The sequence below is a fragment of the Streptomyces sp. NPDC033178 genome, from assembly GCF_055577685.1.
Map to the genome: position 1 here is coordinate 268,371 of NZ_JBVIPT010000005.1, position 25,340 is coordinate 293,710.

A 25,340-nucleotide genomic window follows, 5' to 3' on the forward strand; every position below is an offset into this window, starting at 1 on the left:
AATCGTTCGAGCGTTCCGGGGCGAGTCATACTCTCTGCGTCAACCCTGACCGCCGTGGCGGTCCTGGGACGGGGGCATCTCACGAATTTCCGGGACTCAACAGGGCGGAAGGGCAACCGCGCATGCAGGGCACGGTCGACGGATTCAGCTACGGGCTCGTCACGCCGCTGGTGGCGTACCTGATGGCCTGCCTCGGTGGAGCGCTGGGCCTGCGCTGCACCACGAGGTCGATGCTCGTCACCCGCTCCTGGCGGCCGGGCTGGCTCGCTCTCGGTTCGGCGGCGATCGGTTCCGGCATTTGGACCATGCACTTCATCGCGATGATGGGCTTCTCCGTCCAGGAGACCCCGGTCCGTTACGACAAACTGACGACGTTCGCGAGCCTCGGCGTCGCGATCGTCATGGTCGGCATCGGGATCTTCATTGTCGGCTACAAGGGAGCCTCAGGAACGGCCCTGTTCACAGGGGGCACCATCACCGGCCTCGGCATCGCCTCGATGCACTACCTGGGCATGGCCGGAATGCGACTCAACGGAGAGCTCGAGTACAACACCTTCACCGTTTCCGCCTCGGTCGTCATAGCCGTCGTCGCCGCGATCGCGGCCCTGTGGGCGGCGGGTCAGGTCCGCGGCTTCCTGTGGAGCGTGGGCGCGAGCCTCGTCATGGGTCTGGCCGTCAGCGGCATGCACTACACCGGCATGGCCGCCCTCGACGTTCATCTGCACAGCGCCGTCAGCACCCCGTCCGGGGACTCGCCCGCGACCCTGCTGGCCCCCATGATGGTCGGCCCCCTGGCCTTTCTGCTGCTGGCCGGTGTCGTCGTGATGTTCGACCCGCTGATGGTCATGGGCAAGCCCGACTGGAGCCCCGCCGAGCAGAAGCCCGGCATCCCGGCCCACACCGTCCGCCACACCGGCCGCCGGTCCGTGCCGGGCCAGCGCCGGAGCTCCAGGCGCCCCGGTTCCCGCACCCCGCAGAACTGGTGACGCGACCCCGTTGTCAGTGCGGGGTCGTACGGTGGAACCCATGCGGCCCGTATCAAAGATCGAACGCACGGTGGCGCCCTTCGAGGTCGTCAGCCCCTACCAGCCCAGCGGCGACCAGCCCGCTTCCATCGCCGACCTCGAACGGCGTATCCGCGCAGGTGAGAAGGACGTGGTCCTCCTCGGCGCGACCGGCACCGGCAAGTCCGCCACCACCGCGTGGATGATCGAGAAGCTCCAGCGCCCCACCCTCGTGATGGCGCCGAACAAGACACTGGCCGCCCAGCTGGCCAACGAGTTCCGCGAGCTGCTGCCGAACAACGCCGTCGAGTACTTCGTCTCGTACTACGACTACTACCAGCCCGAGGCCTACGTCCCGCAGTCGGACACCTACATCGAGAAGGACTCCTCGGTCAACGAGGAGGTGGAGCGCCTGCGCCACTCCGCGACCAACTCGCTGCTCACCCGCCGGGACGTCGTCGTGGTCGCCTCGGTCTCCTGCATCTACGGCCTGGGTACGCCCCAGGAGTACGTGGACCGTATGGTCAACCTCAAGATCGGCGACGAGATCGACCGGGACGACCTCCTGCGCCGCTTCGTCGACATCCAGTACACGCGCAACGACCTGGCCTTCACCCGCGGCACGTTCCGCGTCCGCGGCGACACCATCGAGATCTTCCCGGTCTACGAAGAGCTGGCCGTCCGCATCGAGATGTTCGGCGACGAGATCGAGGCCCTCTCCACGCTGCACCCGCTCACCGGCGAGATCATCAGCGACGACCAGCAGCTGTACGTCTTCCCGGCCTCCCACTACGTCGCGGGGCCCGAGCGCCTGGAGCGCGCCGCCAACGACATCGAGAAGGAACTGGGCGAGCGTCTCTCCGAGCTGGAGAAGCAGGGCAAGCTCCTGGAGGCCCAGCGCCTGCGGATGCGCACGACGTACGACCTGGAGATGCTCCGCCAGATCGGCTCCTGCTCGGGCGTCGAGAACTACTCGATGCACTTCGACGGCCGCGAGCCCGGCTCCCCGCCGAACACGCTGATCGACTACTTCCCTGACGACTTCCTGCTCGTCATCGACGAGTCGCACGTCACGGTCCCGCAGATCGGCGCGATGTACGAGGGCGACGCCTCCCGCAAGCGCACCCTCGTCGACCACGGCTTCCGGCTGCCGTCCGCCCTGGACAACCGCCCCCTGAAGTGGGAGGAGTTCCAGGAGCGCATCGGCCAGGCCGTCTACCTGTCGGCGACACCGGGCAAGTACGAGCTCTCGCGCGGCGACGGCTTCGTCGAGCAGATCATCCGCCCCACCGGCCTCATCGACCCCGAGGTCGTCGTCAAGCCCACCGAGGGGCAGATCGACGACCTGGTGCACGAGATCCGCAAGCGCACCGAGAAGGACGAGCGCGTCCTGGTCACCACCCTCACCAAGAAGATGGCCGAGGACCTCACCGACTACTTCCTCGAACTGGGCATCCAGGTCCGCTATCTGCACAGCGACGTCGACACCCTGCGCCGCGTCGAGCTGCTGCGCGAGCTGCGGGCCGGCGAGTTCGACGTCCTCGTCGGCATCAACCTCCTCAGGGAGGGCCTCGACCTGCCCGAGGTCTCCCTGGTGTCGATCCTCGACGCCGACAAGGAGGGCTTCCTGCGCTCCGGCACCTCCCTGATCCAGACCATCGGCCGCGCCGCCCGCAACGTGTCCGGTCAGGTCCACATGTACGCCGACAAGATCACCCCGGCGATGGAGAAGGCCATCGAGGAGACCAACCGCCGCCGGGAGAAGCAGGTCGCGTACAACACGGAGAGGGGCATCGACCCGCAGCCCCTCCGTAAGAAGATCAACGACATCGTGGCGCAGATCGCCCGCGAGGACGTCGACACGGAACAGCTGCTCGGCTCGGGCTACCGCAAGTCGTCGGACGGCAAGGGCGCCAAGGCCCCCGTGCCCGCGCTCGGCGGGAAGGCCGCCAAGGGAGCCAAGTCCGCCAAGGGCAAGGCCAAGGAGACCGTCCCGACCGACCGGCCCGCGGCGGAACTCGCCGAGCAGATCGAGGAGATGACACAGCGGATGCGCGCGGCCGCCGCGAACCTGCAGTTCGAGATCGCCGCGAGGTTGCGTGACGAGGTCTCGGAGATGAAGAAGGAACTGCGACAGATGAAGGAAGCCGGCATCGCCTGACACCCGGAGTGGCGCGCTGTGTTGCAAGACCGACACAAAGTGTGCACCAGGGTTCGGCGCTGTCAGTGGCTCTGCGTAGGGTTGCTGGTCAACCGCAGGACTCTGCGGCAACAGGGGACAGTTCGAGAGGGGAACAGCGCGTGACGGTCAACATGACCAAGGGTCAGGCCATCAGTCTGCAGAAGAACGACGGAGGCACGCTGACCGCGGTCCGCATGGGGCTCGGCTGGCAGGCCGCCCCGCGACGTGGCCTGTTCGGCTCTCGCACTCGTGAGATCGACCTCGACGCGTCCGCCGTGCTGTTCGCGGACAAGCAGCCGGTCGACGTGGTGTTCTTCCGCCACCTCGTCAGCGACGACGGCTCCGTGCGCCACACCGGTGACAACCTCGTCGGCGGCGTGGGCCAGGGCGGCGACGACGAGGCGATCCTCGTCGACCTCGCGCGCATCCCGGTCCACATCGACCAGATCGTCTTCACCGTGAACTCGTTCACGGGCCAGACCTTCCAGGAGGTGCAGGACGCGTTCTGCCGTCTGGTCGACGAGACCAACGGCCAGGAGCTGGCCCGTTACACCCTGGCCGGCGGCGGCCAGTACACGGCGCAGATCATGGCGAAGGTCCACCGCGCGGGCACGGGCTGGCAGATGACCGCTCTCGGTACGCCTGCCAACGGCCGTACCTTCCAGGACCTGATGCCGGCGATCCTGCCGCACCTGTAGGCAGCCCGGCACCCGGCGCACGAGTACATAGGGGGAACGAAGGCGATGACGGCTGAGCTGGTCCGGGGGCAGAACCACCCGCTGCCCCAGGCCCGACTTGAGATCCGGGTGTCGGCCGGAAAACCGATCGTGGCCGGGGCCACGCTCAGCGACGAACAGGGCACGGTGCACGGCGTCGAGTGGGTGGCCCACCCGGGCTCACCCACTCTGCCCGGCCTGGAGGTCTCCAAGCAGGCGGCGGCCGACCACCGCCTCGCGTGCGACCTGGACGCCCTGCCCGAGTCCGTGCACCGTGTCAGCGTGCTGCTCGCGCTGCCGTCCGGAGGCAGCGGGCCGGTCAGGTTCGGCTCCGTCGCCGCGCCCTTCATCGCGGTCACCGGACTCGACGGCTCCGAGGTCGCCAGCTACACGATCACGGGACTCGACGCGGAGTCGGCCGTCGTCGCACTCGAGCTCTACCGCAGGCAGGGTGCCTGGAAGGTCCGCGCCGTGGGCCAGGGATACGCGGGCGGCCTCGCCGAACTCCTCGCCGACCAGGGCCTGCCCGAGGCCCGCCAACTCGCGGGCAGCATCAACGAAGCGGTCGCCCAGGGCCTTGCCCGTTCGGTGGCCGCGCCCCCGCCGCGCACGTCGGAGGGCGACCGTTCGCGGCACGCCACGACCCCGGCGCTCGGCCAGAACCAGGGCGGAGCCACGCCTCAGGGCGCCCCCGGCCACGTAACACCGCAGCACGGACACCCGGGCGGGCAGGGACACACGGCGTCCGGCACTCCCGGGCACGCGACGCCGCAGGGCGGCCACCCCGGACAGCCGGACCCGTCCGCCGTCACCCAGCCCACCGGCCCCGGAGGCGGACCCGTCAACTACAGCCACCCGGGACGGCAGGCCGCCGCGCCTCCGCCGCCCCCGCCGACAGCGCCCCCGGCCCAGCCGGGACAGCCCGCGCAGCCCGTCGCGGGCGATGCGACCGGCTGGTCGATGGAGGAGCGCCTGTACAACCAGGTGTGGGGCATGTTCGAGGACCTGGCCCGCGCCACGGCCGCGTACCGCAGCGCGGTCGACTTCGCCGAGTCGCGTATGGAGCAGGAGCTCGACAGGGTCCTGTCCGACCCGCGCAGCCGCATCGGCGGACAGGGCGACGCGGCGCGTGAGGCCGCCCGCGCCAAGCATTCCCAGTTGATCGACCGGGCCAGGGAGGCCCTCGACCGCGACCTCGCCCAGCTCACCGCCGAGGCAGAGGTCGTCGAGCCGGCATTGCCGCCCGCCTTCGCCCGCTGGGACAACCCCGTCTGGCACGGCTACCGGGTCCCGATGGAGGTCCCCATGGCCCTGCGCCTGGGCGACCTCCACCTGCCCGAGAGCGCGGGCCTGAGCATTCCGATGCTGGTGCGGCTGCCGCTGGAGCGCGGTCTGTGGATCGACAGCGGACGCTCCGGATCCTTCGACGGTTCGATCGCCGACTCCGACGACCTGCGCCGCCTCGGCATGGACACCGCGGTGGCGATAGCGGCCCGGTTGCTCGCCGTCTACCCGGCGGGCGAGTACACACTGCATGTCATCGACCCGGCGGGCTCCGGTTCCTCGTCCCTCGCTCCCCTCGTGCAGACCGGCGTGCTCAACGGCCCGCCTGCCGCAGGTGCCGCCGGCGTGACCGACGTTCTGGCCCGGCTCACGCAGCGCGTCGATCTCGTACAGATGGCGATCCGCGGCGGCGCTGCCGACTCCCTGCCGCCCGGCCTCGACACGGCCGAGCAACTGCTGATCGTCAACGACTTCCCGCACGGCTTCGACGACCGTGCCGTGACCCAGCTGCGCTATCTCGCGGACGAGGGCCCGGCCGTCGGCGTCCACCTCATGCTGGTCGCCGACCGGGAGGACGCCACCGCCTACGGGCCGCTGCTCGACCCGCTGTGGCGCTCGCTGCTCCGGCTCACGCCCACGCCCGACGACCACCTCGCCGACCCGTGGGTCGGGCACGCGTGGACCTACGATCCCTCGCGCGTCCCCCCGAGCAGCCAGGTGCTCCAGGACGTCCTCACCCAGGTCGCGGCAGCCCGCCGCTCCTGGAACCGCTGAGGCCCGCGCACCCTTTACCAAGAGTTCTTCAAGTCCTCTGACCAGCACTTTTGGTTCTTCTTTTACTAATCTCTTTACCTTTCCTTGGTGATTGGGGTACTGTCGTCCGTGCGGAGGGGAGTACTCCCTACCTACTGCGGCGTACCCGTCAATACGGATCTGGTTCAGATCCCGGGGCGTCGGCCCGAGTGCACCGGGCGCATCACGCGCCCCACATGCATCGGGTGGAAGAGACCTCCGGCAGCGACGACGCTGACACTTGCCGTTACGTACTGCCGGAGGCGCAGTGGATGTTTCCGTGACCCTTTGGGTCCTGACGATCGTGGGCCTTGCCGCCCTCATCGCGGTCGATTTCTTCATCGGCCGCAAGCCGCACGACGTATCAATCAAGGAAGCCGGAATCTGGACGGTCGTCTGGATCATTCTGGCCGCGCTGTTCGGCCTCGGACTGCTTGTCTTCTCCGGCGGCCAGCCCTCCGGAGAGTTCTTCGCCGGTTTCATCACCGAGAAGTCGCTGAGCGTCGACAACCTCTTCGTCTTCGTCCTGATCATGGCGAAGTTCTCCGTGCCCACGCAGTATCAGCAGCGGGTGCTGCTGGTCGGTGTCCTCATAGCGCTCGTCCTGCGCGCGATATTCATCGCCGCGGGCGCCGCGATCCTCGCGAGCTTCGCGTGGGTGTTCTACATCTTCGGCGCGTTCCTCATCTACACCGCCTGGAAGCTGATCCAGGAGGCCCGCGCCGACGACGAGGACGAGGAGTTCGAGGAGAACAGGCTGCTCAAGGCCGCCGAGAAGCGCTTCGGCGTCGCCGACCGCTACCACGGCACCAAGCTGTGGATCCAGCAGAACGGCAAGCGGGTCATGACGCCGATGCTGGTCGTCATGCTCGCGATCGGCACCACCGACGTGCTCTTCGCGCTCGACTCGATCCCGGCGATCTTCGGCCTGACGCAGGACCCGTACATCGTCTTCACGGCCAACGCGTTCGCGCTGATGGGTCTGCGGCAGCTGTACTTCCTGATCGGCGGACTGCTCAGGAAGCTGGTCCACCTCAGCTACGGCCTGTCGGTCATCCTCGGCTTCATCGGCGTCAAGCTCGTGCTGCACGCGCTGCACGAGTCCGGCGTCCACGTCCCGGAGATCTCCATCCCGGTCTCCCTCGGCGTGATCTGCGCGGTCCTGGTGGTCACCACGATCACCAGCCTGATGGCCTCCAAGAAGCAGGCGGCGGCCGAGGCGGCGCAGAGCGACGACGAAGGCGCTCCGAAGGACAGTATCGAGGCCTGACCACGTCGGACGTAGAAACAACCAGCACCGGGAGCGGCCCGCGGCGAATTGCCGACCACCGCTCTCGGTGCTTGCTTGTTTCCTGAGCGCGTTTCCCGGCCCGGGAACGCCGTGGCCGGATGGAGGCACCGATGAAGTTCGTGCAGATCATCGACTTCGAGACCGAGCGCCTGGAAGAGATGCAGCAGTTGCTCCAGGAAGCCGGGGAGCGCAACGCCGGCAGGCCGGGTGGGCCCACTCACCGCGTGCTCCTGCAGGACCGCGACAACCCCCGCCGCTATCTGGCCCTGATCGAATTCGATTCGTACGAGGAGGCCATGAGCAACAGCGACGCCCCCGAGACGGCCAAGCTGGCGGAGCAACTGGGCGCGCTGTGCGTCGGTGAGCGCGTCTACACCAACTGCGACGTACGGGAAATGGGCCCGCTCAAGTAGCCCATGCCGTCCGTGAACGGGGCCCGTGCGACCGGAGTGCGGGGCCCGTTCACCTCTGCGACGATCGCTGCATGATCGTTCGGCTCCGGTCACTCGTGACGCAGTGGACGGCCGTCGTGCCCGTGCTGGCGGTCGTTCTGCTGGCCTTCACCTGGGGCCGCGATCTGCCCGGCGCCGTCGTCGCCGTGGTGACGCTGGTACTGGCCGGGGCCGTGCTGGCCGCCGTGCACCACGCCGAGGTGGTCGCGCACCGGGTCGGTGAACCGTTCGGCTCACTGGTCCTCGCCGTAGCCGTCACGATCATCGAGGTCGCGCTGATCGTCACCCTGATGGCGGACGGCGGCGACAAGAGTTCCACACTCGCCCGCGACACCGTCTTCGCGGCCGTGATGATCACCTGCAACGGCATCGTCGGGCTGAGTCTGCTCGTCGCCTCACTGCGGCACGGGATCGCCGTCTTCAACGCGGAGGGCACCGGCGCCGCCCTCGCGACCGTCGCGACGCTGGCCACGCTCAGCCTGGTGCTGCCGACCTTCACCACCAGCAAGCCGGGCCCCGAGTTCTCCACCGCCCAGCTCACCTTCGCCGCCCTCTCCTCACTCGTCCTCTACGGCCTGTTCGTGGCGACCCAGACCGTGCGGCACCGCGACTACTTCCTGCCCATCACCCGGCAGGGCGAGGTCATCGACGCGGACGACCATGCCGGCGCCCCGTCCTCCTCAAGCGCACGCATCAGCCTGGGACTCCTGGGCCTGGCCCTCGTCGGCGTGGTCGGTCTCGCGAAGGGCGTGTCGCCCACCATCGAGTCCGGAGTGGAGGCGGCCGGAATGCCGCACTCCGTGGTCGGCGTGATCATCGCCCTGCTCGTGCTGCTCCCCGAGACGATCGCCGCACTGCGCTCCGCCCGCCGCGACCGGGTGCAGACCAGCCTGAACCTCGCCCTCGGCTCGGCGATGGCCAGCATCGGCCTCACCATTCCCGCCGTGGCCGTCGCCTCCATCTGGCTCTCCGGCCCGCTCGTCCTCGGCCTCGGCGCCACCCACATGGTCCTGCTCGCCCTGACCGTGGTGGTGAGCTCCCTCACCGTGGTCCCCGGCCGGGCCACCCCACTCCAGGGCGGCGTCCACCTGGTCGTGTTCGCGGCGTACTTGGAACTCGCGATCAACCCGTAGAAGCCGGGCCCGCGCCCAGTAGGCCGGGCCCCGAAGGGGCGCGGGGAACTGCGCGACCAGCCCCCACAGTCCCGCAGCCGCCACGGAACCTGCCCTTGGAGCTCATGGGCGTATCGGCAGAGCCCAACGAGCCCTGCAGGCCGTACGTAAACGCTTACGCAAGCGTTTACGTACGGCCTGCGGAGGGCTCACCCCGTGGCCGGCTCCGTAGCCACAACAACCACCGGCCGAGTCTCCGGCAGCAACGCGAAGCACCCCAGACTGAGCAGCGCGATGCCCGTCAGATAGGCGGGCACACCCCAGGGAACCCGCCCGCTCTGCTCGGCGACCGCCGTGGCCACGATCGGCGTGAGCGCGCCCCCGAGCACACCGCCCAGGTTGTAGCCCACGGCCGCACCGGTGCACCGCACCCGCGGCTCGTACAGCTCCGGCAGATACGCGGCGATCACGCCGAACATCGTCACGAACGCGATCAGCGCGACCAGGAATCCGAGGAACATCAGCAGCGGCTCGCCCGTCGACAGCAGCGCGATCATCGGGAACATCCACAGGGCGGTGGCAGCGCAGCCCGCCAGGCACAGCGGCCGCCGCCCGTAGCGGTCGCCGAGAATCGCCACCACCGGAGTCAGCGCGCCCTTCACCACGACGGCCGCCATGATGCAGGCCAGCATGACCGTACGGCTCACCCCGAGCCGCTCGGTCGCGTAGGCGAGGGACCAGGTCGTCACCGCGTAGAACACCGCGTATCCGATCGCGAGCGCCCCCGCCGTCAGCAGGACGAGCCGCCAGTGCTCGCGTACGACCTCGGCGAGCGGTACGCGCGCGTGCTCGCGCAGTTCGAGGAACTGGGGGCTCTCCGCCAGGGAGGAGCGCAGCCACAGCCCCGCCGCCGCGAGCACGCCCGCCGCCCAGAACGGCACCCGCCACCCCCAGCTCGCGAACTGCGCCTCGGAGAGTGTCGCCGACAGCACCAGCATCACCCCGTTCGCGAGGACGAACCCCACCGCGGGCCCGATCTGCGGGAAGCTCGACCACAGCCCACGCCGGTCGGGCGGAGCGTGTTCCGCGGTCAGCAGCACCGCCCCGCCCCACTCCCCGCCGAGCCCCAGCCCCTGCAGAAAACGCAGCACAAGGAGCAGCACGGGAGCGGCCGTACCGATGGAGTCGTACGTCGGTACGCAGCCGACCGCGACGGTCGCGGCGCCGGTCAGCAGCAAGGAGATGACGAGAACGGGCCGTCGTCCGTGCCGGTCCCCGATGTGCCCGAACAGGACCGAGCCCAACGGCCGCGCCACGAACCCGACACCGAATGTCCCGAAGGCCGCCAGCGTCCCCGCCACCGGCGAGAACGTGGGGAAGAAGAGCGGGCCCAGGACGAGCGCGGCCGCCGTTCCGTAGACGAAGAAGTCGTAGAACTCGATGGCCGTACCGGCGAGCGAGGCCGCCGCGAGCCGCGGCATGGAAGGGGGCTTTACTGTGCGTGCACGGTGCATGCCGCGTCAACTACCCACGGTCACCAAGAGTTACGGGGGCGCGCGGGGGCCCGGTGGCCTCAGTAGGTCACTGTGATGCGCCGGGCGGGACCGTCCACGCGGATCACGCCCCCGTAGGGGATGACGATTTGCGGGTCGGTGTGTCCGAGGTCCACATCGAAGACGATCGTGGTGTCGGGGGCGTACGCCCGCATGGCGCGCAGTACGGCCTCGCGCTGTTCCGCCGCGTAACGGGCGCCCTCCTGAGGGCTGTTGGGGTGTTCGAAGGACCACGTCTTCGCCCGGCCCATCAGCAGCGCGGAGAAGCGCCGGAGCAGCCCGCGCTCGCCCATGTTCCGCAGGACGCGGAAGACCTCCTCACCGCTCGGCAGTTCCTCCGAGGTCTCCAGGAAGAGCACGCCGCCGTCGTGGACGGAGAGGTCGCGCGGGATCTCCCGGTCTGCCATCAGCAGCCAGGCCAGGATCTCCAGACAGCCGCCCCAACCGCGGCCCTCCACCACCCGGTCGGCGTTGACCCAGATCCATCCGCTGCCGGGCCGGGTCTCGGGTTCCGACCCGAAGGTCGCCGGGTCCGCCCAGTCGCGGTCGACGTCGCGCCACCGCTCGGCCGGACGCAGTTCGTACTCGCCCGAGCCGAAGAGTGCCGCCCGCACGGATTCGGCGGTCAGCGGGTCCATGGCGCCGGGCCGGCCGAGCTCGCACATCACACTTGCGCCGTGGTAGCCGACGATCCCCGTGTTCCACAGGTAGGCGAGCAGGTTCGTGTTGTCGCTGTACCCGAAGAACGGCTTCGGGTTGGCGCGGATCAACTCCCGGTCCAGCAGCGGCAGCACGGTGATCTGGTCGTCACCGCCGATCGACGCCATGACCGCCCTGACGTCCGGGTCGGCGAACGCCGCATGGATGTCGTCGGCCCGCTCCTGGGGCGTCGAACCCATCCTCCGGGTCGCCGGATACTCGACCGGTTCCAGGCCGTACTCCTTGCGCAGCCGCTCCAGGCCCAGCTCGTACGGGAGCGGAAGGATCCCCGGCAGCGCGGCGGACGGCGAGATCACGGCCACCCGGTCGCCGGGCACGGGCTTGGGCGGGTACGCGGGAGTCGTCATGCGAGGGAGGGTAGGGGCCGTCGCGGTGTCGGCGCACCGTGATAAACCGGGTCCGAGCAGCGGTCCCGAACGGGCCGAGCCATCCGACCGGACCGGAGGAACCGTGCCCCGCACCCTCGCCAACGCCCCGATCATGATTCTCAACGGCCCCAACCTGAATCTCCTCGGGCAGCGCCAGCCGGAGATCTACGGCTCCGACACCCTCGCCGACATCGAGGCGATGTGCGCCAAGGCGGCGGCCGCGCACGGCGGCACCGTGGACTTCCGCCAGTCCAACCACGAGGGCGAGCTGGTCGACTGGATCCACGAGGCACGCCTCGGCCACTCCGGGATCGTGATCAACCCGGGCGCCTACTCGCACACCTCCGTCGCGATCCTGGACGCCCTCAACACTTGCGACGGGCTCCCGGTACTGGAGGTCCACATCTCCAACATCCACAAGCGCGAGGAGTTCCGCCACCACTCGTACGTCTCGCTCCGCGCCGACGGCGTGATCGCGGGCTGCGGAGTACAGGGTTACGTGTTCGGGGTGGAGCGGGTCGCGGCGCTGGCGGGAGCGGCTCGGGCGGATGCCTGACGGGAGGCTCCGGGCGGACGGCGGCCGATTGTCAGTGGCGGGTGCCACCATCGACGCATGACCTTGATCCAGGATTTCCGAACGCCGTCCACGTCCGCCCCGGGCCGCGAATCCCGCCCCGCCTCACGCCAGGCGGTCAACTACAGCCGACTCGCCCCGCGCCAGGCCGTCGGCTACAGCCGTCCCGCCTCCACGATCCGGCGCAGGAAACGCCGCGTGCGCTCCTCCCGCGGGTCACCGAACACCTCCTCGGCGGTGCCCCGTTCGAGTACGACGCCGCCGTCGAGGAAGCAGACCTGGTCCGCGACATCGCGGGCGAAGCCCATCTCGTGCGTGGCCAGCACCATGGTCATGCCGTCGTCCTTCAAGTCCCGTACGACAGCGAGGACTTCACCCACCAGCTCCGGGTCGAGGGCCGCGGTGATCTCGTCGAGGAGCAGCAGCCTGGGGCGTACGGCCAGGGCGCGGACGATCGCGGCCCGTTGCTGCTGGCCGCCGCTCAGCCGGTCCGGGTACTCGCCCGCCTTGGCGCCGAGCCCGAGCCGGTCGAGCAGCTCACGGGCGTGCGCCTCCGCCTCCGCGCGGTCCACGCCGTGCACGCGGCGCGGGGCCAGCGTGATGTTCTGCAGGACGGTCATGTGCGGAAAGAGGTTGTACGCCTGGAAGACCACGCCGATCCGGCGGCGCACCGCGTCCTGGTCGGCCCGGGGGTCGGTGATCTCCTCGTCGTCCAGCCAGATGGCGCCGTCGTCGATCTCCTCCAGCAGGTTCGCGCAGCGCAGCAGCGTCGACTTGCCCGAGCCGGAGGCCCCGATCAGCGCCGTCACCGTGTGCGGGGCGACCTCCAGATCGACGTCCCGCAGGACGACCGAGTCGCCGAAGGTCTTGCGGACGGCCTCCATCCGCAGCACGGGCACACCGGAGTCCTTGGGTGTCTCGCTCATATGCTCCCTCCCTGCGCCTGCCGCCGGTCCATCCGCGCAGTGACCCAGTCGGTGAAGCGGGTCATCGGGATGGTCAGCGCGACGAAGACGAGTCCCGCGACGATGTACGGCGTGTAGTTGAGGCTGCGGCCCACGATGATGTCCGCGGCGCGCACCGCGTCGACGGCTCCGCCGATCGAGACGAGCCCGGTGTCCTTCTGCAGCGACACCAGGTCGTTGAGCAGCGGCGGCACCTGACGGCGGACGGCCTGGGGGAGTACCACGTACCGCAGCGCCTGCCGGTTGCTCAGCCCCAGCGAGCGGGCCGCGGCGCGCTGCGAGGGGTGGACCGACTCGATGCCGGCGCGGAACACCTCGGCGACGTACGCCGAGTACGTCAGGGTGAGCGCCGTCCCGCCCAGCAGCACCGGATCGACCGTGACGCCCTGCAGCCGCAGCGCCGGCACACCCAGGACCACGATCATCAGGTTGATGATCAGCGGCAGCCCGCGGAAGAAGTCGGTGTACGCGGCGGCCAGCGCCCTCAGCGGGAAGAACACCGGACCGCGCAGGGTGCGGGCGACGGCGATCAGCATGCCGAGGACGAGGACCGCGACGCCGCACACCAGCAGGAGCCGGACGTTCAGCCACAGCCCCTCCAGGACCTTGGGGAACGCCTCGCGCGCGTACTGCGCGCTGAAGAACGTCTCCTTGGTGCGCGGCCAGCCGGGCGCGTTGACGACGACGAGGTACAGGACGATGCCGGTCACGAGGGTGGACAGCGCGGCGATCGCCGTCGCGCGGCGGGCACGGGAGCGCTTGTACCGCTCCCGCTCGATCCGCCGCCGCGACGGGACGTACGCTTCGCGCACCCCTCCCTCGCCGGAGTCTCCTTCCGGCTCCCCGGCCGACTCCTCCTTCACGAGCGTCACTTGAGGACCGGTGCGTCGACGGCGTCGGACAGCCACTGCTTCTCGACGGCGGCGAGGGTGCCGTCCTCGCGCAGGGCGTCCACGGCGTCCGTCACGCACGACGTGAGCGCGCTGCCCTTGTCCAGGACGAGACCGAACTGCTCGGGCGTACCGCCCTGGTTCTCGAACTGCCCGACGATCCTCGCGTCCGTCACCTCGGCCGCGGTGATGTAGAACGCGGTCGGCAGGTCGACCACGATGGCGTCCACCTGGCCGTTCTTCAGCGCGGACTTGGCCTGGTCGTTCTTCGCGTACGCGGCCGGCTCCTCGGTCGGCTTCACGACGTCGTCGATGTAGTTCAGGCTGGTGGTGCCGACCTGTGCGCCCAGCTTCACGCCCTTGAGATCGGCGATGCTCTTCGCCTTCGCGGCCTTGGAGTCCTTCAGCGCGATGACGGCCTGGCGCACGTCGTAGTAGCCGGACGAGAAGTCGACGGCCTTCTTGCGCTCGTCGCTGATCGACACCTGGTTGATGTCGAAGTCGAAGGTCTTCTCGCCGGGCGCGAATGCCTTGTTGAAGGGCACGCTCTGCCAGACGACATCGCCCTTGTCGTAGCCGAGCTGCTTCGCCACGGCGTACGCGACGGCCGATTCGAAGCCCTCGCCGTTGGCCGGCTTGTCGTCCTTGAACCACGGCTCGTACGCGGGTTCGTCGGTCGCGATGGTCAGCTTCCCGGAGACTTCCGTGCCCAGCTTGCCCTTGGCGCACGATTCGGCGCCGGAACCGGAGGGCTTGTCGGAGGCCTTCTCCTCGGGCTGCGGGGCGCAGCCGACGGCGACGGCGAGCAGAGCGACGGTGGCGGTGGACGCGGCACGGCGCAAGGTGCGTTGGGCAAGATGCATGGCGGGAGAGTGACAGTGGGCAGGCCTGTCTGTCGAGGTCACAGGGGCAACTGTCCGCATAATGGGAACGGGTGTTGCAATGTTGTGAACTCGTGGGGCGCCGGGGCGTCACGGGGTCCTGGGCGGTGGCCGCCGGACGTCGGCCACCGCTGCCAGGGCGGGGCCGCCGGCCGAGGGCGGGGATCGATAGGCCGGCGACCCGTCCGCGCAGGAGCCGTCATCCTGTGCGGGACCAGCTACCAGTGGACCGCGCGCTCCCCGTGCGCCGGGAGCGCGTGCGGGGCACCGGAGTGTGCGCTCCGTTCACACGGGGCGCGCACCGGCGCGCACGGCCGGGGACCGCACACCCGACATCGGACGCCTCACCAACTCCGGCCCGGTGCCCGACGGTTCGCCGCGGCCCGGCGTGCGGCCGTGCCCCGGCGCACGCCGGGGCACGGTGTTCGAACGGCTCACCAATGCCCGTCCGGCGCCGTACGGTTCACCAACCCCGCGCGTGCCACTCCGGCAGATGCGGACGTTCGGCGCCCAGCGTCGTGTCGTCGCCGTGTCCCGGATAGACCCAGGTCTCGTCCGGCAGCGCGTCGAAGATCTTCGTCTCGACGTCGTGGATCAGACTGGCGAACGCCTTCGCGTCCTTACGTGTGTTGCCCACACCGCCCGGGAAGAGACAGTCCCCCGTGAACACATGCGGATGCCCGTGCGGGTCGTCGTAGACCAGGGCGATCGAGCCGGGCGTGTGGCCCACCAGGTGGCGTGCGGTCAGTTCCACGTGCCCCACCCGGATCGTGTCGCCGTCCTGGACCGGCACGTCCGTCGGGACGGGGATGCCGTCGGCGTCGTCCCGTCCCGCGTACGTGCGCGCGCCCGTAGCCGTCACGACCTCCGCGAGTGCCTGCCAGTGGTCGCCGTGCTGATGCGTGGTGACGACGGACGCGATGCCGTCGTCACCGATCAGAGTGAGCAGCGTGCCGGCGTCGTTGGCCGCGTCGATCAGCAACTGCTCGTCCGTGGCGCGGCAGCGCAGCAGATAGGCGTTGTTGTTCATCGGGCCGACCGCGACCTTGGAGATCATCAGGTCCCGCAACTCGTGCACGTCCGCAGGGCCGCCGACTGTCACCGCTCCGCTGTACGTCATGACGCCCAGCCTATAGCGGGGGGAGTGCGGGCAGCGGACCGCCGTCGACGCTCAGCGCGGACCCGTCGCGGCGGCCCGCGAGCCAGCCGAGGAGGGCGGGCGCGGGGCCGGTCACCGTCACCTCCGGACCGCCCCCGGTGCCCACCGCTCGCTCCGGGCCGCCGTCTCCGGGGACGCGTCCCGTGCTCCACGCGCGCGTGCCGTCGGTGACGCGCGTCTGCGGCACCTCGGGGTGCCCGGCGAAGCGGTCCGTGAGGAAGACGATCTCGCGCTCCACGAACTCCTCCGGGAGGTCCTCCAGGTCGTATCCGATCCCCAGATCGACGTGGTGCAGCTCGACCTCGATCCACCGCCGGAACGGCACTCCGGACGCCGAGTCGGTGACGCCGTTGCGCAGCTCCACCGTGCGGGACCAGTCCGCGGGCGCGGCTCCCGTCTCCTGGAAGCGGGCCGCGCTCTCGCGGAGGTCGGTGAGCTGTGTCTCCAGGGGACGCGGGGCGTCCCGCCCGATGTCGGCGTCCCGGGCCTCCCCGGAGACGTACATCGGCCGGCCTTCGAGGACGTTCACGAGGGCGTCCGCGTTGCGGGCCAGGTGGGCCAGGACGTGGCCGCGGCTCCAGCCGGGCAGCCGTGACGGCTCGGCCACGGAGGCGTTGTCCAGTTTGCCGACTGCGCTGAGCAGCCGTTCGGTCGCGTCACGTACAGACGCCAGGTCGCGCACATGATCGTTCATGGGCCCGACGATAGTCCCGCCACACGTTTGGGTGAAGGTTGCGGGCGGCCGCCGTAAATCGAATGCGCGTGCTATATGGTCGGGTGCGGCGTCGGGCATGCTGGAGGGCCCGGGATTGTTGTGAAGCAGGGAAACCAGACCGGCGCTGTCAGTGGCTCCCTCTAGTCTGAAAAAGACGGGGGCCCCGTCGTCTGAAAAGCCGGGGGCCTCGCCCCTGTCACTTCTCTCAAGAAAGGTGCGGACCGGCGTGGCCGACCGTCTCATCGTCCGTGGAGCGCGCGAGCACAATCTCAAGAATGTCTCGCTCGACCTCCCGCGCGACTCGCTCATCGTCTTCACGGGCCTGTCGGGGTCGGGCAAGTCCTCGCTGGCCTTCGACACGATCTTCGCCGAGGGCCAGCGGCGCTATGTGGAGTCGCTCTCCTCGTACGCCCGGCAGTTCCTCGGCCAGATGGACAAGCCGGACGTCGACTTCATCGAAGGCCTCTCCCCGGCGGTCTCCATCGACCAGAAGTCGACCTCGCGCAACCCGCGCTCGACGGTCGGCACCATCACCGAGGTCTACGACTATCTGCGTCTGCTCTTCGCGCGCATCGGCAAGCCGCACTGCCCCGAGTGCGGCCGCCCCATCACGCGCCAGTCGCCGCAGGCCATCGTCGACAAGGTCCTGGAGCTGCCGGAGGGAAGCCGCTTCCAGGTCCTGTCGCCGCTGGTGCGCGAGCGCAAGGGCGAGTTCGTCGACCTCTTCTCCGATCTCCAGACCAAGGGGTACAGCCGCGCCCGGGTCGACGGCGAGACGATCCAGCTCACCGAGCCGCCCACGCTGAAGAAGCAGGAGAAGCACACCATCGAGGTGGTCATCGACCGCCTCACGGTCAAGGAGGGCGCCAAGCGCCGTCTGACCGACTCCGTGGAGACCGCCCTCGGTCTCTCCGGCGGCATGGTGGTGCTCGACTTCGTCGACCTCCCCGCGGACGACCCCGAGCGCGAGCGCATGTACTCGGAGCACCTGTACTGCGCGTACGACGACCTGTCCTTCGAGGAACTGGAGCCCCGCTCCTTCTCCTTCAACTCGCCCTTCGGCGCCTGCCCGGACTGCACGGGTATCGGTACGCGCATGGAGGTCGACCCGGAGCTGATCGTCCCGGACGAGGACAAGTCCCTCGACGAGGGTGCCATCCACCCCTGGTCGCACGGCCACACCAAGGACTACTTCGGACGCCTCATCGGAGCCCTCGCGGACGCGTTGGGATTCCGGACCGACATCCCCTTCGCCGGTCTTCCGCAGCGCGCCAAGAAGGCGCTGATCCACGGACACAAGACGCAGATCGAGGTCCGCTACCGGAACCGGTACGGCAGAGAGCGTGTCTACACCACGCCCTTCGAAGGGGCCGTCCCCTTCGTGAAGCGGCGGCACAGCGAGGCCGAGAGCGACGCGAGCCGCGAGCGCTTCGAGGGCTACATGCGCGAGGTACCCTGCCCCACCTGTCAGGGCACGCGCCTCAAGCCGGTCGTCCTCGCGGTCACGGTCATGGAGAAGTCGATCGCCGAGGTCTCCGCCATGTCCATCAGCGACTGCGCGGACTTCCTGGGCGAGCTGAGGCTCGACGCCCGGGACAAGAAGATCGCCGAGCGCGTCCTGAAGGAGGTCAACGAACGACTGCGGTTCCTGGTCGACGTAGGCCTCGACTACCTCTCGCTCAACCGCGCCGCGGGCACCCTGTCCGGCGGCGAGGCCCAGCGCATCCGCCTGGCGACCCAGATCGGCTCGGGCCTGGTCGGCGTGCTGTACGTGCTGGACGAGCCCTCCATCGGCCTGCACCAGCGTGACAACCACCGGCTCATCGAGACCCTGGTCCGGCTGCGCGACATGGGCAACACGCTCATCGTCGTCGAGCACGACGAGGACACCATTAAGGTCGCCGACTGGATCGTCGACATCGGCCCCGGCGCGGGCGAGCACGGCGGCAAGGTCGTGCACAGCGGTTCCCTGAAGGAGCTGCTCGCCAACGACGAGTCGATGACCGGTCAGTACCTGTCCGGCAAGAAGGCCATCCCGCTGCCCGACATCCGGCGTCCCCACGACCCGTCCCGGCAGCTCACGGTGCACGGCGCCCGCGAGAACAACCTGCAGGACATCGACGTGTCGTTCCCGCTGGGCGTCCTCACGGCCGTCACGGGAGTCTCAGGATCCGGCAAGTCCACGCTGGTCAACGACATCCTGTACACGCACCTGGCCCGCGAGCTGAACGGCGCCAGGAGCGTTCCCGGGCGGCACACGCGCGTGGACGGCGACGACCTCGTCGACAAGGTCGTGCACGTCGACCAGTCGCCCATCGGCCGCACCCCCCGGTCGAACCCGGCGACGTACACCGGAGTCTTCGACCACGTCCGCAAGCTGTTTGCCGAGACGACCGAGGCGAAGGTCCGCGGCTACATGCCCGGCCGCTTCTCCTTCAACGTCAAGGGCGGCCGCTGCGAGAACTGCTCGGGTGACGGCACGATCAAGATCGAGATGAACTTCCTCCCGGACGTGTACGTCCCGTGCGAGGTCTGCCACGGAGCCCGCTACAACCGGGAGACCCTGGACGTCCACTACAAGGGCAAGTCCATCGCCGACATCCTGAACATGCCGATCGAGGAAGGCATGCACTTCTTCGAGGCGGTCCCGGCGATCTCCCGCCACCTCAGGACGCTGAACGACGTCGGCCTCGGCTACGTCCGGCTCGGTCAGTCCGCGACCACCCTGTCCGGCGGTGAGGCCCAGCGCGTGAAGCTCGCCAGCGAGCTCCAGAAGCGCTCCACCGGACGCACGGTGTACGTCCTCGACGAGCCGACCACCGGTCTGCACTTCGAGGACATCAGCAAGCTGCTCACCGTGCTGTCCGGCCTGGTCGACAAGGGCAACACGGTCATCGTCATCGAGCACAACCTCGATGTCATCAAGACCGCCGACTGGGTCGTCGACATGGGCCCCGAGGGCGGTGGTGGCGGTGGCCTCGTCATTGCGGAGGGCACACCCGAGGAGGTCGCCGGGGTTCCGGCCAGCCACACGGGCAAGTTCCTGCGAGAGGTCCTGGGCGCCGAGCGCGTCAGCGACGCCTCGGAGGTGAAGGCCCCGCGCAGGACGGCCGCCAAGAAGGCGGTGGCCGCCAGGTCGACGACGAAGAAGACGGCGACGGCCAAGACCACCGCCAGGGCCACGACCAAGGCCACCGCCAGGGCCACGACCAAGGCCACCACCGCCAAGGCCACCACCGAAAAGGCGGCCAACAACACGGCCACCAAGAAGGCGGCCGCGGTCACGAAGAAGGCGACCCCGGCGAAGAAGACGACGAGGGCCCGCAAGGCCTGAGGCGGCTCCGCAGCCCACGTCCAACGCGCCGCGCTCCATGGGAACTCGCCAGGGGGCGCGGCGTGTTGCCGCCTAGAAAACACCCACCTCATGCGCGTACGGCGGTTCCGCGCCCGCCCGTGAGCAGGTGATCGCCGCGGCCCGTGCGGCGAACCGCAGCAACTCGGCCCAGCCATCGGCTCCCAGACCCGCGAGCGCCGGCCCGGAGAGTGCGTCGCGGGCGGCGAGGCCGTGCAGCAGCGCGGCGTTCACCGTGTCGCCCGCGCCGATCGTGTCCACCACGTCGACGGGTTCGCCCGGCACGGAGTACTCCGCGCCGTCACGGGTGAAGGCGGTCAGCCCGTCGCCGCCCCGCGTGACGACCACGGCCGAAGGGCCCGAGGCCAGCCACTCGCGCGGAGTGCCGCCGAGCCACTCCGCGTCCTCCTCGGACAGCTTGAGCAGCGACACCGACGGCAGCCAGCTCTTGAACCGGGCCCGGTAGGCGTCCGCGTCCGGGATCAGCACCGAGCGGATGTTGGGGTCGAGCGCGGTGAACACACCCTGCGCGGACGCGATCCGCATCAGCTCCTCGTACGCGGTCGCACCCGGCTCCAGTACGAGCGAACACGTACCGAACGACACCGCTCTTGTCCCGTCCGGGAGTTGGGAGGGCGCCGAGAACAGCCGGTCCGCGGTGCCCTCCACGTAGAAGGAGTAACGGGCCGAACCGCCCGCGCCGATCGACGCGACGGCGAGGGTCGTCGGCTCGGCACCCCGCTGCACGGACGACACGTCGACGCCCGCCTCGCGCAGTCCGCCGACCAGGGCCTCGCCGAAGGCGTCCTGAGAGATCCGCGAACAGAATGCCGCGGGGGAGCCGAGCCGGCCCAGCGCCACCGCCGTGTTGTAGGGGCCGCCGCCGCGCCGCGGGTCGAGCCCCGCGAGCGCGCCCGCCTCACGCGGCACCAGATCGATCAGGGCCTCACCGGCGACGACGATCACGAGTCGGATCCTTTCTCGGGGCAGCCGCACGAGGTGCGGTGTACGAAGGCGGAGGGCAGCCGGACCGTTCGGGCCTCGCGGCCGGGGGAGTCCAGCCGGTCGAGCAGCAGCCGTACGGCCTGGGCACCGATCTCCTTGCTTGGCTGGGAGATCGCGGTGAGCCGGGGCGAGAAGAGGTCCGCCCAGGAGAAGTCGTCGAAGCAGCACAGGGCCAGGTCACGAGGCACGGACAGGCCCCTCTCGCGCACGGCCCGCAGCGCGCCGATGGTCATCGCGTTGTTCGCGGTGACCAGTGCCGTCGGCGGCGCCGGGAGGGACAGCAGGGCGTCGGTCGCGCGCTCGGCGCCCGCCGCCTCGGAGTTGCCGGGGACCACGAGCCGTTCGTCGTACGGGAGGCCCGCGTACGCCAGGCCGTGCCGGTAGCCGGAGATCCGCTCACTCGTCGTGCTGAGCCCCGGCATGCCCGCGACCAGGCCGATCCTCTTGTGACCCAGCTCGGCGAGATGCCTGACCAGGAGAGTGACGGGTTCGGTGTTCTCCGCGCAGACCTGGTCGAACACGAAACCTGGTGGCGTCCGTCCGTCGGCGACCAGCCGGTCCAGGAACACCGTCGGTACGTCGTGCCGCCCGAGGTAGCCGAGAAGCTCCTCCGGATGCGCGGACGGCGCGACGAGCATGCCGTCCACCCGCCGCTCGTGCAGCAGCTGGACCACCTTGCGCTCATGCACCGGATCGTCGTGCGGGTCCGCGATCAGCAGGCTGTAGCCGCGCTCCAGGGCACCGGCCTCCACGCCCTGAAGGATCTCCGTGAAGTACGGGTTGCTGATCGCCGACACCGCGAGCCCGATCGACCGGGTGCGCGAGGTGACGAGGGATCTGGCCAGGGTGTTGGGCGTGTAACCGAGTTCGTCGATGGCGTCGAGCACGGCCTGGCGGGTGGCCGGCCGCACCGGGCGGGTGTCGTTGAGCACGTGCGAGACCGTCGCGACGGACACGCCCGCGCTCCGGGCCACGTCGACCATGGTCGCCATGGATGAGCCCCTCCCTCGCCCTCGCCGACGCCCGCGTCGGGCGCCGTCCCGGATCGGACCGTACCCGATACCGCGGAAGACGTAAACGCTTACGTAAGCGTTTACGTCAAGAGGTCCGGAGCCGGCCTCTCACTCCCAGTCCCACCCGATCCCCACGATCCCCGACCGCACCCGCTGCTCCACCACGTGGACCGACCGGTGGCGGTCGCTCAGTGCCAGCTCCTGGCGCCCGCTCCGCGGTGCCGCGGCCGAGTGCTGGGTGAACCGGTGGCAGCGCACGGGCAGCGTGTCCTCGGCGAAGCGCACCTGGAGGGCGTACTGCCCGCCCGAGAAACCGAACCCGCGGACGTACTCGGTGCACGCGCCGGCCGTGCCGTCCTCGACGCCGTAGCGGAACAGGAAGGTGTCGCCCGCGCGCAGCCGTGTGTCGAAGAGCAGCTCGGCGACGAGGACACCGGTGTCGTGGTGCCACAGGACGCGTCCCGTGCGGCAGTTCTCCAGGGCCTGCACCGCCATGTCCTCCGGGGCGCATCCCGGATCGCCGTGGTGGATGGCGACGAAGCGGTCGATGCCCTCCTTGTGGGCGCGCACGATGTGCTGGGAGTCGCGTCCCAGCAGCTCGCGCCGGGTGCCGATCCGTACGCGCTCGTGGTGGCCGATGGTGTGCAGCCCGCCGTCGAGCGGTGAGTCCAGCTCGGCCAGCAGCTTCTCCAGGGCGCCGGAGGCCTCCACCAGGGAGCGGTACGAGCGGGCCGCGGCGCGTTCCGCCTCGGGGCGCTCGTCGGCCTTCGCGAGCAGCCGGATCAGGGACTCGTCCGGCAGTTGGAGTATCTCCTCCAGGGCGCGCACGGCCCGCAGAGACTCGGGGCGCTGTGGACGCCGGGCGCCCTGCTGCCAGTAACTCAGGCTCGTCACACCGACCTTGACCCCGTACCGCGTCAGATGGTGCTGCACGCGCTGCAGTGGCAGTCCGCGGGTGGCGATCGCGGCGCGCAGGGCGACATGGAAGGGGCCGCCCCGCAGGGCCGTCTCCAGCTCCGCCGTGGCATCGCCCGCGTGTTGTGTGCCGTCCCGCATTCAGGGGCCTTTCTGTGAGTGCTGGCAACGGCTGGTCGGGCCGTTCGGGCTGGTCGGAGGGGCCACACGGTCGGCGTGCGGGGGACGCCGGCGTCCCTGCGCGGTGCTGCCCGCCCCAAGTCACCCCGCATTGAAGCGTGTTGATCAGGCCCGGACAACACCTGGTGCGCAACCGCGCTGTCCGGACGAGTTCCCCACCATGCCGGTCAGGGCGTCCGTCTCAGGGCTCCAGAAGGTCCCGGATCGTCCGTGCCGACAGCGCCGACTTGGGCAGGAAGCCGCGGGCGGGGCTGTCCGCCACCAACTCCTGGAAGTCCTCCAGGGAGTGCGTCGAGATGAGGATCACTGCGGGCACGGTGTCCGCGAGCAGTCCCGCGACGTCGAGGCCGCTCTCGCCGTCCAGGTCGAGATCGACGAGGGCGACGTCCGGGGCGAGTTCCCGCGCGCGCGTGAGCGCCTCCGCGCCCGTCGAGGCGACGCCGACGACCCGGACCCCGCCACGCTCCAGCAGGGCGCGCGCGGCCTCCAGGAACCGGGCGCTGTCATCGACGATGAGACAGCGCATGGACATGCGGACAGCTTCCCAACCGGCTGCCGGGTTGGCTTTCCGGCTAGCCGGAAAGTGCTGAAGTCCCATGCCGGAGAACTTCGTTCGAGCTCACACAGCGCAGTGGCGGGTGACGCGCGGTAGCATGTCGCTGCCCTGGGGTGACCGTGTCCTTTCGGTCTGGTGGGGGTGCGCGATGAAGAAGCCCAACAGGAAAGCCGGGATGCACCGGATGCGCCGCGCGGTCCTCGCGGGAGTGCTGTCCGCAGCCCTGGTCGCCGTCGGCTGCGACGGGGGTGGGGACGACGGCGAGCGCCCCGACAATCGCGGCGACACCACGTGCGACGGCAGGCTCGAGGGCGCCACCGACATCACCGTGTGGTTCCACGCGGGACCGAGCGGAGAGCTCGACACACTGCGCCGCCAGGTCAAGGACTTCAACGCAGCACAGAAGGACGTACGGGTCGAGCTGATCACGCTTCCCGAGGAGCGCCCGTACGACGAACTGGTCGTCTCCGCGGCCGCCAGCGGCGAACTGCCCGACCTGCTCGACTTCGACGGCCCGAACCTCTACAACTACGCCTGGTCGGGCAAGCTCAAGCCGATCGACTCCTGCGTGCCCGAGGAGGTGAAGGCCGATCTCCTGGCCTCGATCCGCAAACAGGGCACCTATGAGGGCCGGTTGTGGGGTGTCGGCACCTTCGACTCCGGGCTCGGCCTCTACGTACGCCCCTCCGTCCTGAAGACGGCCGGTATCCGTGTCCCGAGCGGCCCGGACGACGCCTGGACGGCCACCGAACTGACCGGCATCCTGCGGAAGCTGCGCAAGGAGGGCTACGAAAAGCCCCTCGACCTGCGCCTCAACTACACGCTCTCGGGCCAGGAGTGGAACACCTACGGGTTCGCGCCCGCCGTCTGGTCGGCCGGCGGCGACCTCATCGACCCCCGGGACCTGCGGACGGCGGAAGGTTTCCTCAACGGGCCGGAGGCGGTCGGGGCGATGACCACCCTCCAGAACTGGGTCGAGGAAGGGCTGGTCGACCCGAACAAGGACGACAAGGCCTTCACCAGCGGGCGCAGCCCCGTCTCCTGGGTGGGGCACTGGACGTACCCGGAGTTCAGCAAGGCGTTCCCGGACGACGTGAAGATCGTTCCGCTGCCCGACTTCGGCAAGGGGACGGTCACCGGTATGGGCTCCTGGCAGTGGGGTGTCACGGCGGGCGCCGTCGACGGGGACGCGGTCTGGCGGTTCCTCGCGTACCTCCTGAAGCCCCGGGAGGTCCTGCGCATGAGCCGGGCCAACGGGGCGATCCCGGCGACGGACAGCGCCGTCGAGCTCTCGCCGAGGTTCGCCGAGGGCGGTGCCGAGCGCCTGTTCATCGAGCAGCTGAAGAGCGGAGTCGCGCGGCCGAGGTCGCAGACCCCGGCCTATCCGGCGGTCAGCGGTGCCTTCTCGCGGGCCTTCGCGGAGATCATGCTCGACCGTGCCCCGGTGAAGGCCGCCCTGGACAGGGCGGTCCGCCGGATCGACAAGGACCTGGCCGACCACCAGGGTTACCCGTCGGCCGGGCCATGAGACCCGGCGGACGACGTACCCCGGGCGGTATACGCGGGCCCGAGGACGCGGAACGAGAGCAGCCGGGCATCGTACGGAGATCCGTCGGCGCACGCGGCCCTCTCCGCCTGCGGAGGCCCGGCCGGGGCGGACG

General features: G+C 69.8%; 21 protein-coding genes. 10 read left to right on the top strand and 11 right to left on the bottom strand.

The annotated features are described in order from the left end of the window. Positions 1-122 precede the first annotated feature (122 nt). The 7 genes from ACZ5VQ_RS14795 (at position 123) to ACZ5VQ_RS14825 (ending at position 8,854) form a co-directional block, all read left to right on the top strand. A complete protein-coding gene (locus tag ACZ5VQ_RS14795) occupies positions 123-986 on the top strand; it encodes an MHYT domain-containing protein (RefSeq protein ID WP_469105205.1) in 864 nt (287 codons plus the stop codon). A gap of 40 nt (positions 987-1,026) precedes the next feature. Further along, positions 1,027-3,165 carry an excinuclease ABC subunit UvrB gene (gene uvrB / locus ACZ5VQ_RS14800; RefSeq protein ID WP_469105206.1) on the top strand — a complete coding sequence of 713 codons (2,139 nt, stop codon included), beginning with the start codon at positions 1,027-1,029 and terminating at the stop codon, positions 3,163-3,165. A gap of 140 nt (positions 3,166-3,305) precedes the next feature. Continuing rightward, on the top strand, positions 3,306-3,884 hold the full coding sequence (locus ACZ5VQ_RS14805) for a TerD family protein (RefSeq protein WP_151478427.1): 579 nt from the start codon (positions 3,306-3,308) through the stop codon (positions 3,882-3,884). A gap of 45 nt (positions 3,885-3,929) precedes the next feature. Then, a complete protein-coding gene (locus ACZ5VQ_RS14810) occupies positions 3,930-5,960 on the top strand; it encodes a TerD family protein (protein ID WP_469105207.1) in 2,031 nt (676 codons plus the stop codon). Between the two features lie 286 nt (positions 5,961-6,246). Next, positions 6,247-7,248 (top strand): TerC/Alx family metal homeostasis membrane protein, encoded by a 1,002-nt coding sequence (locus ACZ5VQ_RS14815; protein WP_362074374.1) that lies wholly within the window; start codon positions 6,247-6,249, stop codon positions 7,246-7,248. Positions 7,249-7,379: 131 nt separating this feature from the next. Then, positions 7,380-7,682 (top strand): hypothetical protein, encoded by a 303-nt coding sequence (locus ACZ5VQ_RS14820; RefSeq protein WP_362074377.1) that lies wholly within the window; start codon positions 7,380-7,382, stop codon positions 7,680-7,682. Positions 7,683-7,753: 71 nt separating this feature from the next. Next, a complete protein-coding gene (locus ACZ5VQ_RS14825; RefSeq protein WP_469105208.1) occupies positions 7,754-8,854 on the top strand; it encodes a calcium:cation antiporter in 1,101 nt (366 codons plus the stop codon). Positions 8,855-9,042: 188 nt separating this feature from the next. On the opposite strand, the gene ACZ5VQ_RS14830 is transcribed toward ACZ5VQ_RS14825, so the two are convergent. Then, positions 9,043-10,314, bottom strand: coding sequence for an MFS transporter (locus ACZ5VQ_RS14830; RefSeq protein WP_469105209.1), 1,272 nt, complete (start codon positions 10,312-10,314; stop codon positions 9,043-9,045). A gap of 92 nt (positions 10,315-10,406) precedes the next feature. Next, entirely contained in the window at positions 10,407-11,453 is a 1,047-nt protein-coding gene (locus ACZ5VQ_RS14835) for a S66 family peptidase (protein ID WP_469105210.1), read from the bottom strand. 103 nt (positions 11,454-11,556) lie between these two features. Here ACZ5VQ_RS14835 and aroQ point away from each other — a divergent pair, with 103 nt between their 5' ends. Then, the gene (gene aroQ, locus ACZ5VQ_RS14840) at positions 11,557-12,030 is read left to right on the top strand and encodes a type II 3-dehydroquinate dehydratase (protein ID WP_469105211.1); all 474 of its coding nucleotides are present in this window, start codon (positions 11,557-11,559) and stop codon (positions 12,028-12,030) included. 173 nt (positions 12,031-12,203) lie between these two features. Here the strand turns inward: aroQ and ACZ5VQ_RS14845 are convergent, their stop codons facing one another. The 5 genes from ACZ5VQ_RS14845 to ACZ5VQ_RS14865 all read right to left on the bottom strand — a co-directional run bounded on the left by ACZ5VQ_RS14845 (position 12,204) and on the right by ACZ5VQ_RS14865 (position 16,637). Beyond that, positions 12,204-12,974 carry an amino acid ABC transporter ATP-binding protein gene (locus ACZ5VQ_RS14845; RefSeq protein WP_307525707.1) on the bottom strand — a complete coding sequence of 257 codons (771 nt, stop codon included), beginning with the start codon at positions 12,972-12,974 and terminating at the stop codon, positions 12,204-12,206. Beyond that, complete coding sequence (locus ACZ5VQ_RS14850; protein ID WP_469105212.1) at positions 12,971-13,885, bottom strand: amino acid ABC transporter permease; 915 nt, start codon at positions 13,883-13,885, stop codon at positions 12,971-12,973. The genes ACZ5VQ_RS14845 and ACZ5VQ_RS14850 overlap by 4 nt, the downstream gene beginning before the upstream one ends. Next, positions 13,882-14,766, bottom strand: a complete 885-nt coding sequence (locus tag ACZ5VQ_RS14855) for an ABC transporter substrate-binding protein (RefSeq protein ID WP_469105213.1) — start codon at positions 14,764-14,766, stop codon at positions 13,882-13,884. The genes ACZ5VQ_RS14850 and ACZ5VQ_RS14855 overlap by 4 nt, the downstream gene beginning before the upstream one ends. Positions 14,767-15,247: 481 nt before the next feature. Continuing rightward, the gene (locus ACZ5VQ_RS14860; RefSeq protein WP_143637485.1) at positions 15,248-15,904 is read right to left on the bottom strand and encodes an MBL fold metallo-hydrolase; all 657 of its coding nucleotides are present in this window, start codon (positions 15,902-15,904) and stop codon (positions 15,248-15,250) included. Positions 15,905-15,914: 10 nt separating this feature from the next. Continuing rightward, complete coding sequence (locus ACZ5VQ_RS14865; protein WP_469105214.1) at positions 15,915-16,637, bottom strand: maleylpyruvate isomerase family mycothiol-dependent enzyme; 723 nt, start codon at positions 16,635-16,637, stop codon at positions 15,915-15,917. A gap of 247 nt (positions 16,638-16,884) precedes the next feature. Here ACZ5VQ_RS14865 and uvrA point away from each other — a divergent pair, with 247 nt between their 5' ends. Further along, entirely contained in the window at positions 16,885-19,992 is a 3,108-nt protein-coding gene (gene uvrA / locus ACZ5VQ_RS14870) for an excinuclease ABC subunit UvrA (protein WP_469105215.1), read from the top strand. A gap of 72 nt (positions 19,993-20,064) precedes the next feature. Here the strand turns inward: uvrA and ACZ5VQ_RS14875 are convergent, their stop codons facing one another. The 4 genes from ACZ5VQ_RS14875 to ACZ5VQ_RS14890 all read right to left on the bottom strand — a co-directional run bounded on the left by ACZ5VQ_RS14875 (position 20,065) and on the right by ACZ5VQ_RS14890 (position 23,655). Beyond that, positions 20,065-20,976 (bottom strand): carbohydrate kinase family protein, encoded by a 912-nt coding sequence (locus tag ACZ5VQ_RS14875; RefSeq protein ID WP_326730742.1) that lies wholly within the window; start codon positions 20,974-20,976, stop codon positions 20,065-20,067. Beyond that, positions 20,973-22,007 carry a LacI family DNA-binding transcriptional regulator gene (locus ACZ5VQ_RS14880; RefSeq protein WP_469105216.1) on the bottom strand — a complete coding sequence of 345 codons (1,035 nt, stop codon included), beginning with the start codon at positions 22,005-22,007 and terminating at the stop codon, positions 20,973-20,975. The genes ACZ5VQ_RS14875 and ACZ5VQ_RS14880 overlap by 4 nt, the downstream gene beginning before the upstream one ends. A 129-nt stretch (positions 22,008-22,136) precedes the next feature. Continuing rightward, positions 22,137-23,084 carry a hypothetical protein gene (locus ACZ5VQ_RS14885; RefSeq protein ID WP_469105217.1) on the bottom strand — a complete coding sequence of 316 codons (948 nt, stop codon included), beginning with the start codon at positions 23,082-23,084 and terminating at the stop codon, positions 22,137-22,139. A gap of 220 nt (positions 23,085-23,304) precedes the next feature. Continuing rightward, positions 23,305-23,655, bottom strand: a complete 351-nt coding sequence (locus tag ACZ5VQ_RS14890; protein WP_200398986.1) for a response regulator — start codon at positions 23,653-23,655, stop codon at positions 23,305-23,307. Between the two features lie 172 nt (positions 23,656-23,827). Between ACZ5VQ_RS14890 and ACZ5VQ_RS14895 the strand changes: the two genes are divergently transcribed. Beyond that, on the top strand, positions 23,828-25,207 hold the full coding sequence (locus tag ACZ5VQ_RS14895) for an ABC transporter substrate-binding protein (RefSeq protein WP_469105218.1): 1,380 nt from the start codon (positions 23,828-23,830) through the stop codon (positions 25,205-25,207). Positions 25,208-25,340 lie beyond the last annotated feature (133 nt).

Coding starts and splice junctions, on each gene's coding strand:
- ACZ5VQ_RS14795 (WP_469105205.1), top strand. CDS start 123: ATGCAGGGCACGGTCGACGGATTCAGCTACGGGCTCGTCACGCCGCTG.
- uvrB (WP_469105206.1), top strand. CDS start 1,027: ATGCGGCCCGTATCAAAGATCGAACGCACGGTGGCGCCCTTCGAGGTC.
- ACZ5VQ_RS14810 (WP_469105207.1), top strand. CDS start 3,930: ATGACGGCTGAGCTGGTCCGGGGGCAGAACCACCCGCTGCCCCAGGCC.
- ACZ5VQ_RS14820 (WP_362074377.1), top strand. CDS start 7,380: ATGAAGTTCGTGCAGATCATCGACTTCGAGACCGAGCGCCTGGAAGAG.
- ACZ5VQ_RS14825 (WP_469105208.1), top strand. CDS start 7,754: ATGATCGTTCGGCTCCGGTCACTCGTGACGCAGTGGACGGCCGTCGTG.
- ACZ5VQ_RS14830 (WP_469105209.1), bottom strand. CDS start 10,314: ATGCCGCGGCTCGCGGCGGCCTCGCTCGCCGGTACGGCCATCGAGTTC.
- ACZ5VQ_RS14835 (WP_469105210.1), bottom strand. CDS start 11,453: ATGACGACTCCCGCGTACCCGCCCAAGCCCGTGCCCGGCGACCGGGTG.
- ACZ5VQ_RS14845 (WP_307525707.1), bottom strand. CDS start 12,974: ATGAGCGAGACACCCAAGGACTCCGGTGTGCCCGTGCTGCGGATGGAG.
- ACZ5VQ_RS14855 (WP_469105213.1), bottom strand. CDS start 14,766: ATGCATCTTGCCCAACGCACCTTGCGCCGTGCCGCGTCCACCGCCACC.
- ACZ5VQ_RS14860 (WP_143637485.1), bottom strand. CDS start 15,904: ATGACGTACAGCGGAGCGGTGACAGTCGGCGGCCCTGCGGACGTGCAC.
- ACZ5VQ_RS14865 (WP_469105214.1), bottom strand. CDS start 16,637: ATGAACGATCATGTGCGCGACCTGGCGTCTGTACGTGACGCGACCGAA.
- ACZ5VQ_RS14880 (WP_469105216.1), bottom strand. CDS start 22,007: ATGGCGACCATGGTCGACGTGGCCCGGAGCGCGGGCGTGTCCGTCGCG.
- ACZ5VQ_RS14885 (WP_469105217.1), bottom strand. CDS start 23,084: ATGCGGGACGGCACACAACACGCGGGCGATGCCACGGCGGAGCTGGAG.
- ACZ5VQ_RS14890 (WP_200398986.1), bottom strand. CDS start 23,655: ATGTCCATGCGCTGTCTCATCGTCGATGACAGCGCCCGGTTCCTGGAG.
- ACZ5VQ_RS14895 (WP_469105218.1), top strand. CDS start 23,828: ATGAAGAAGCCCAACAGGAAAGCCGGGATGCACCGGATGCGCCGCGCG.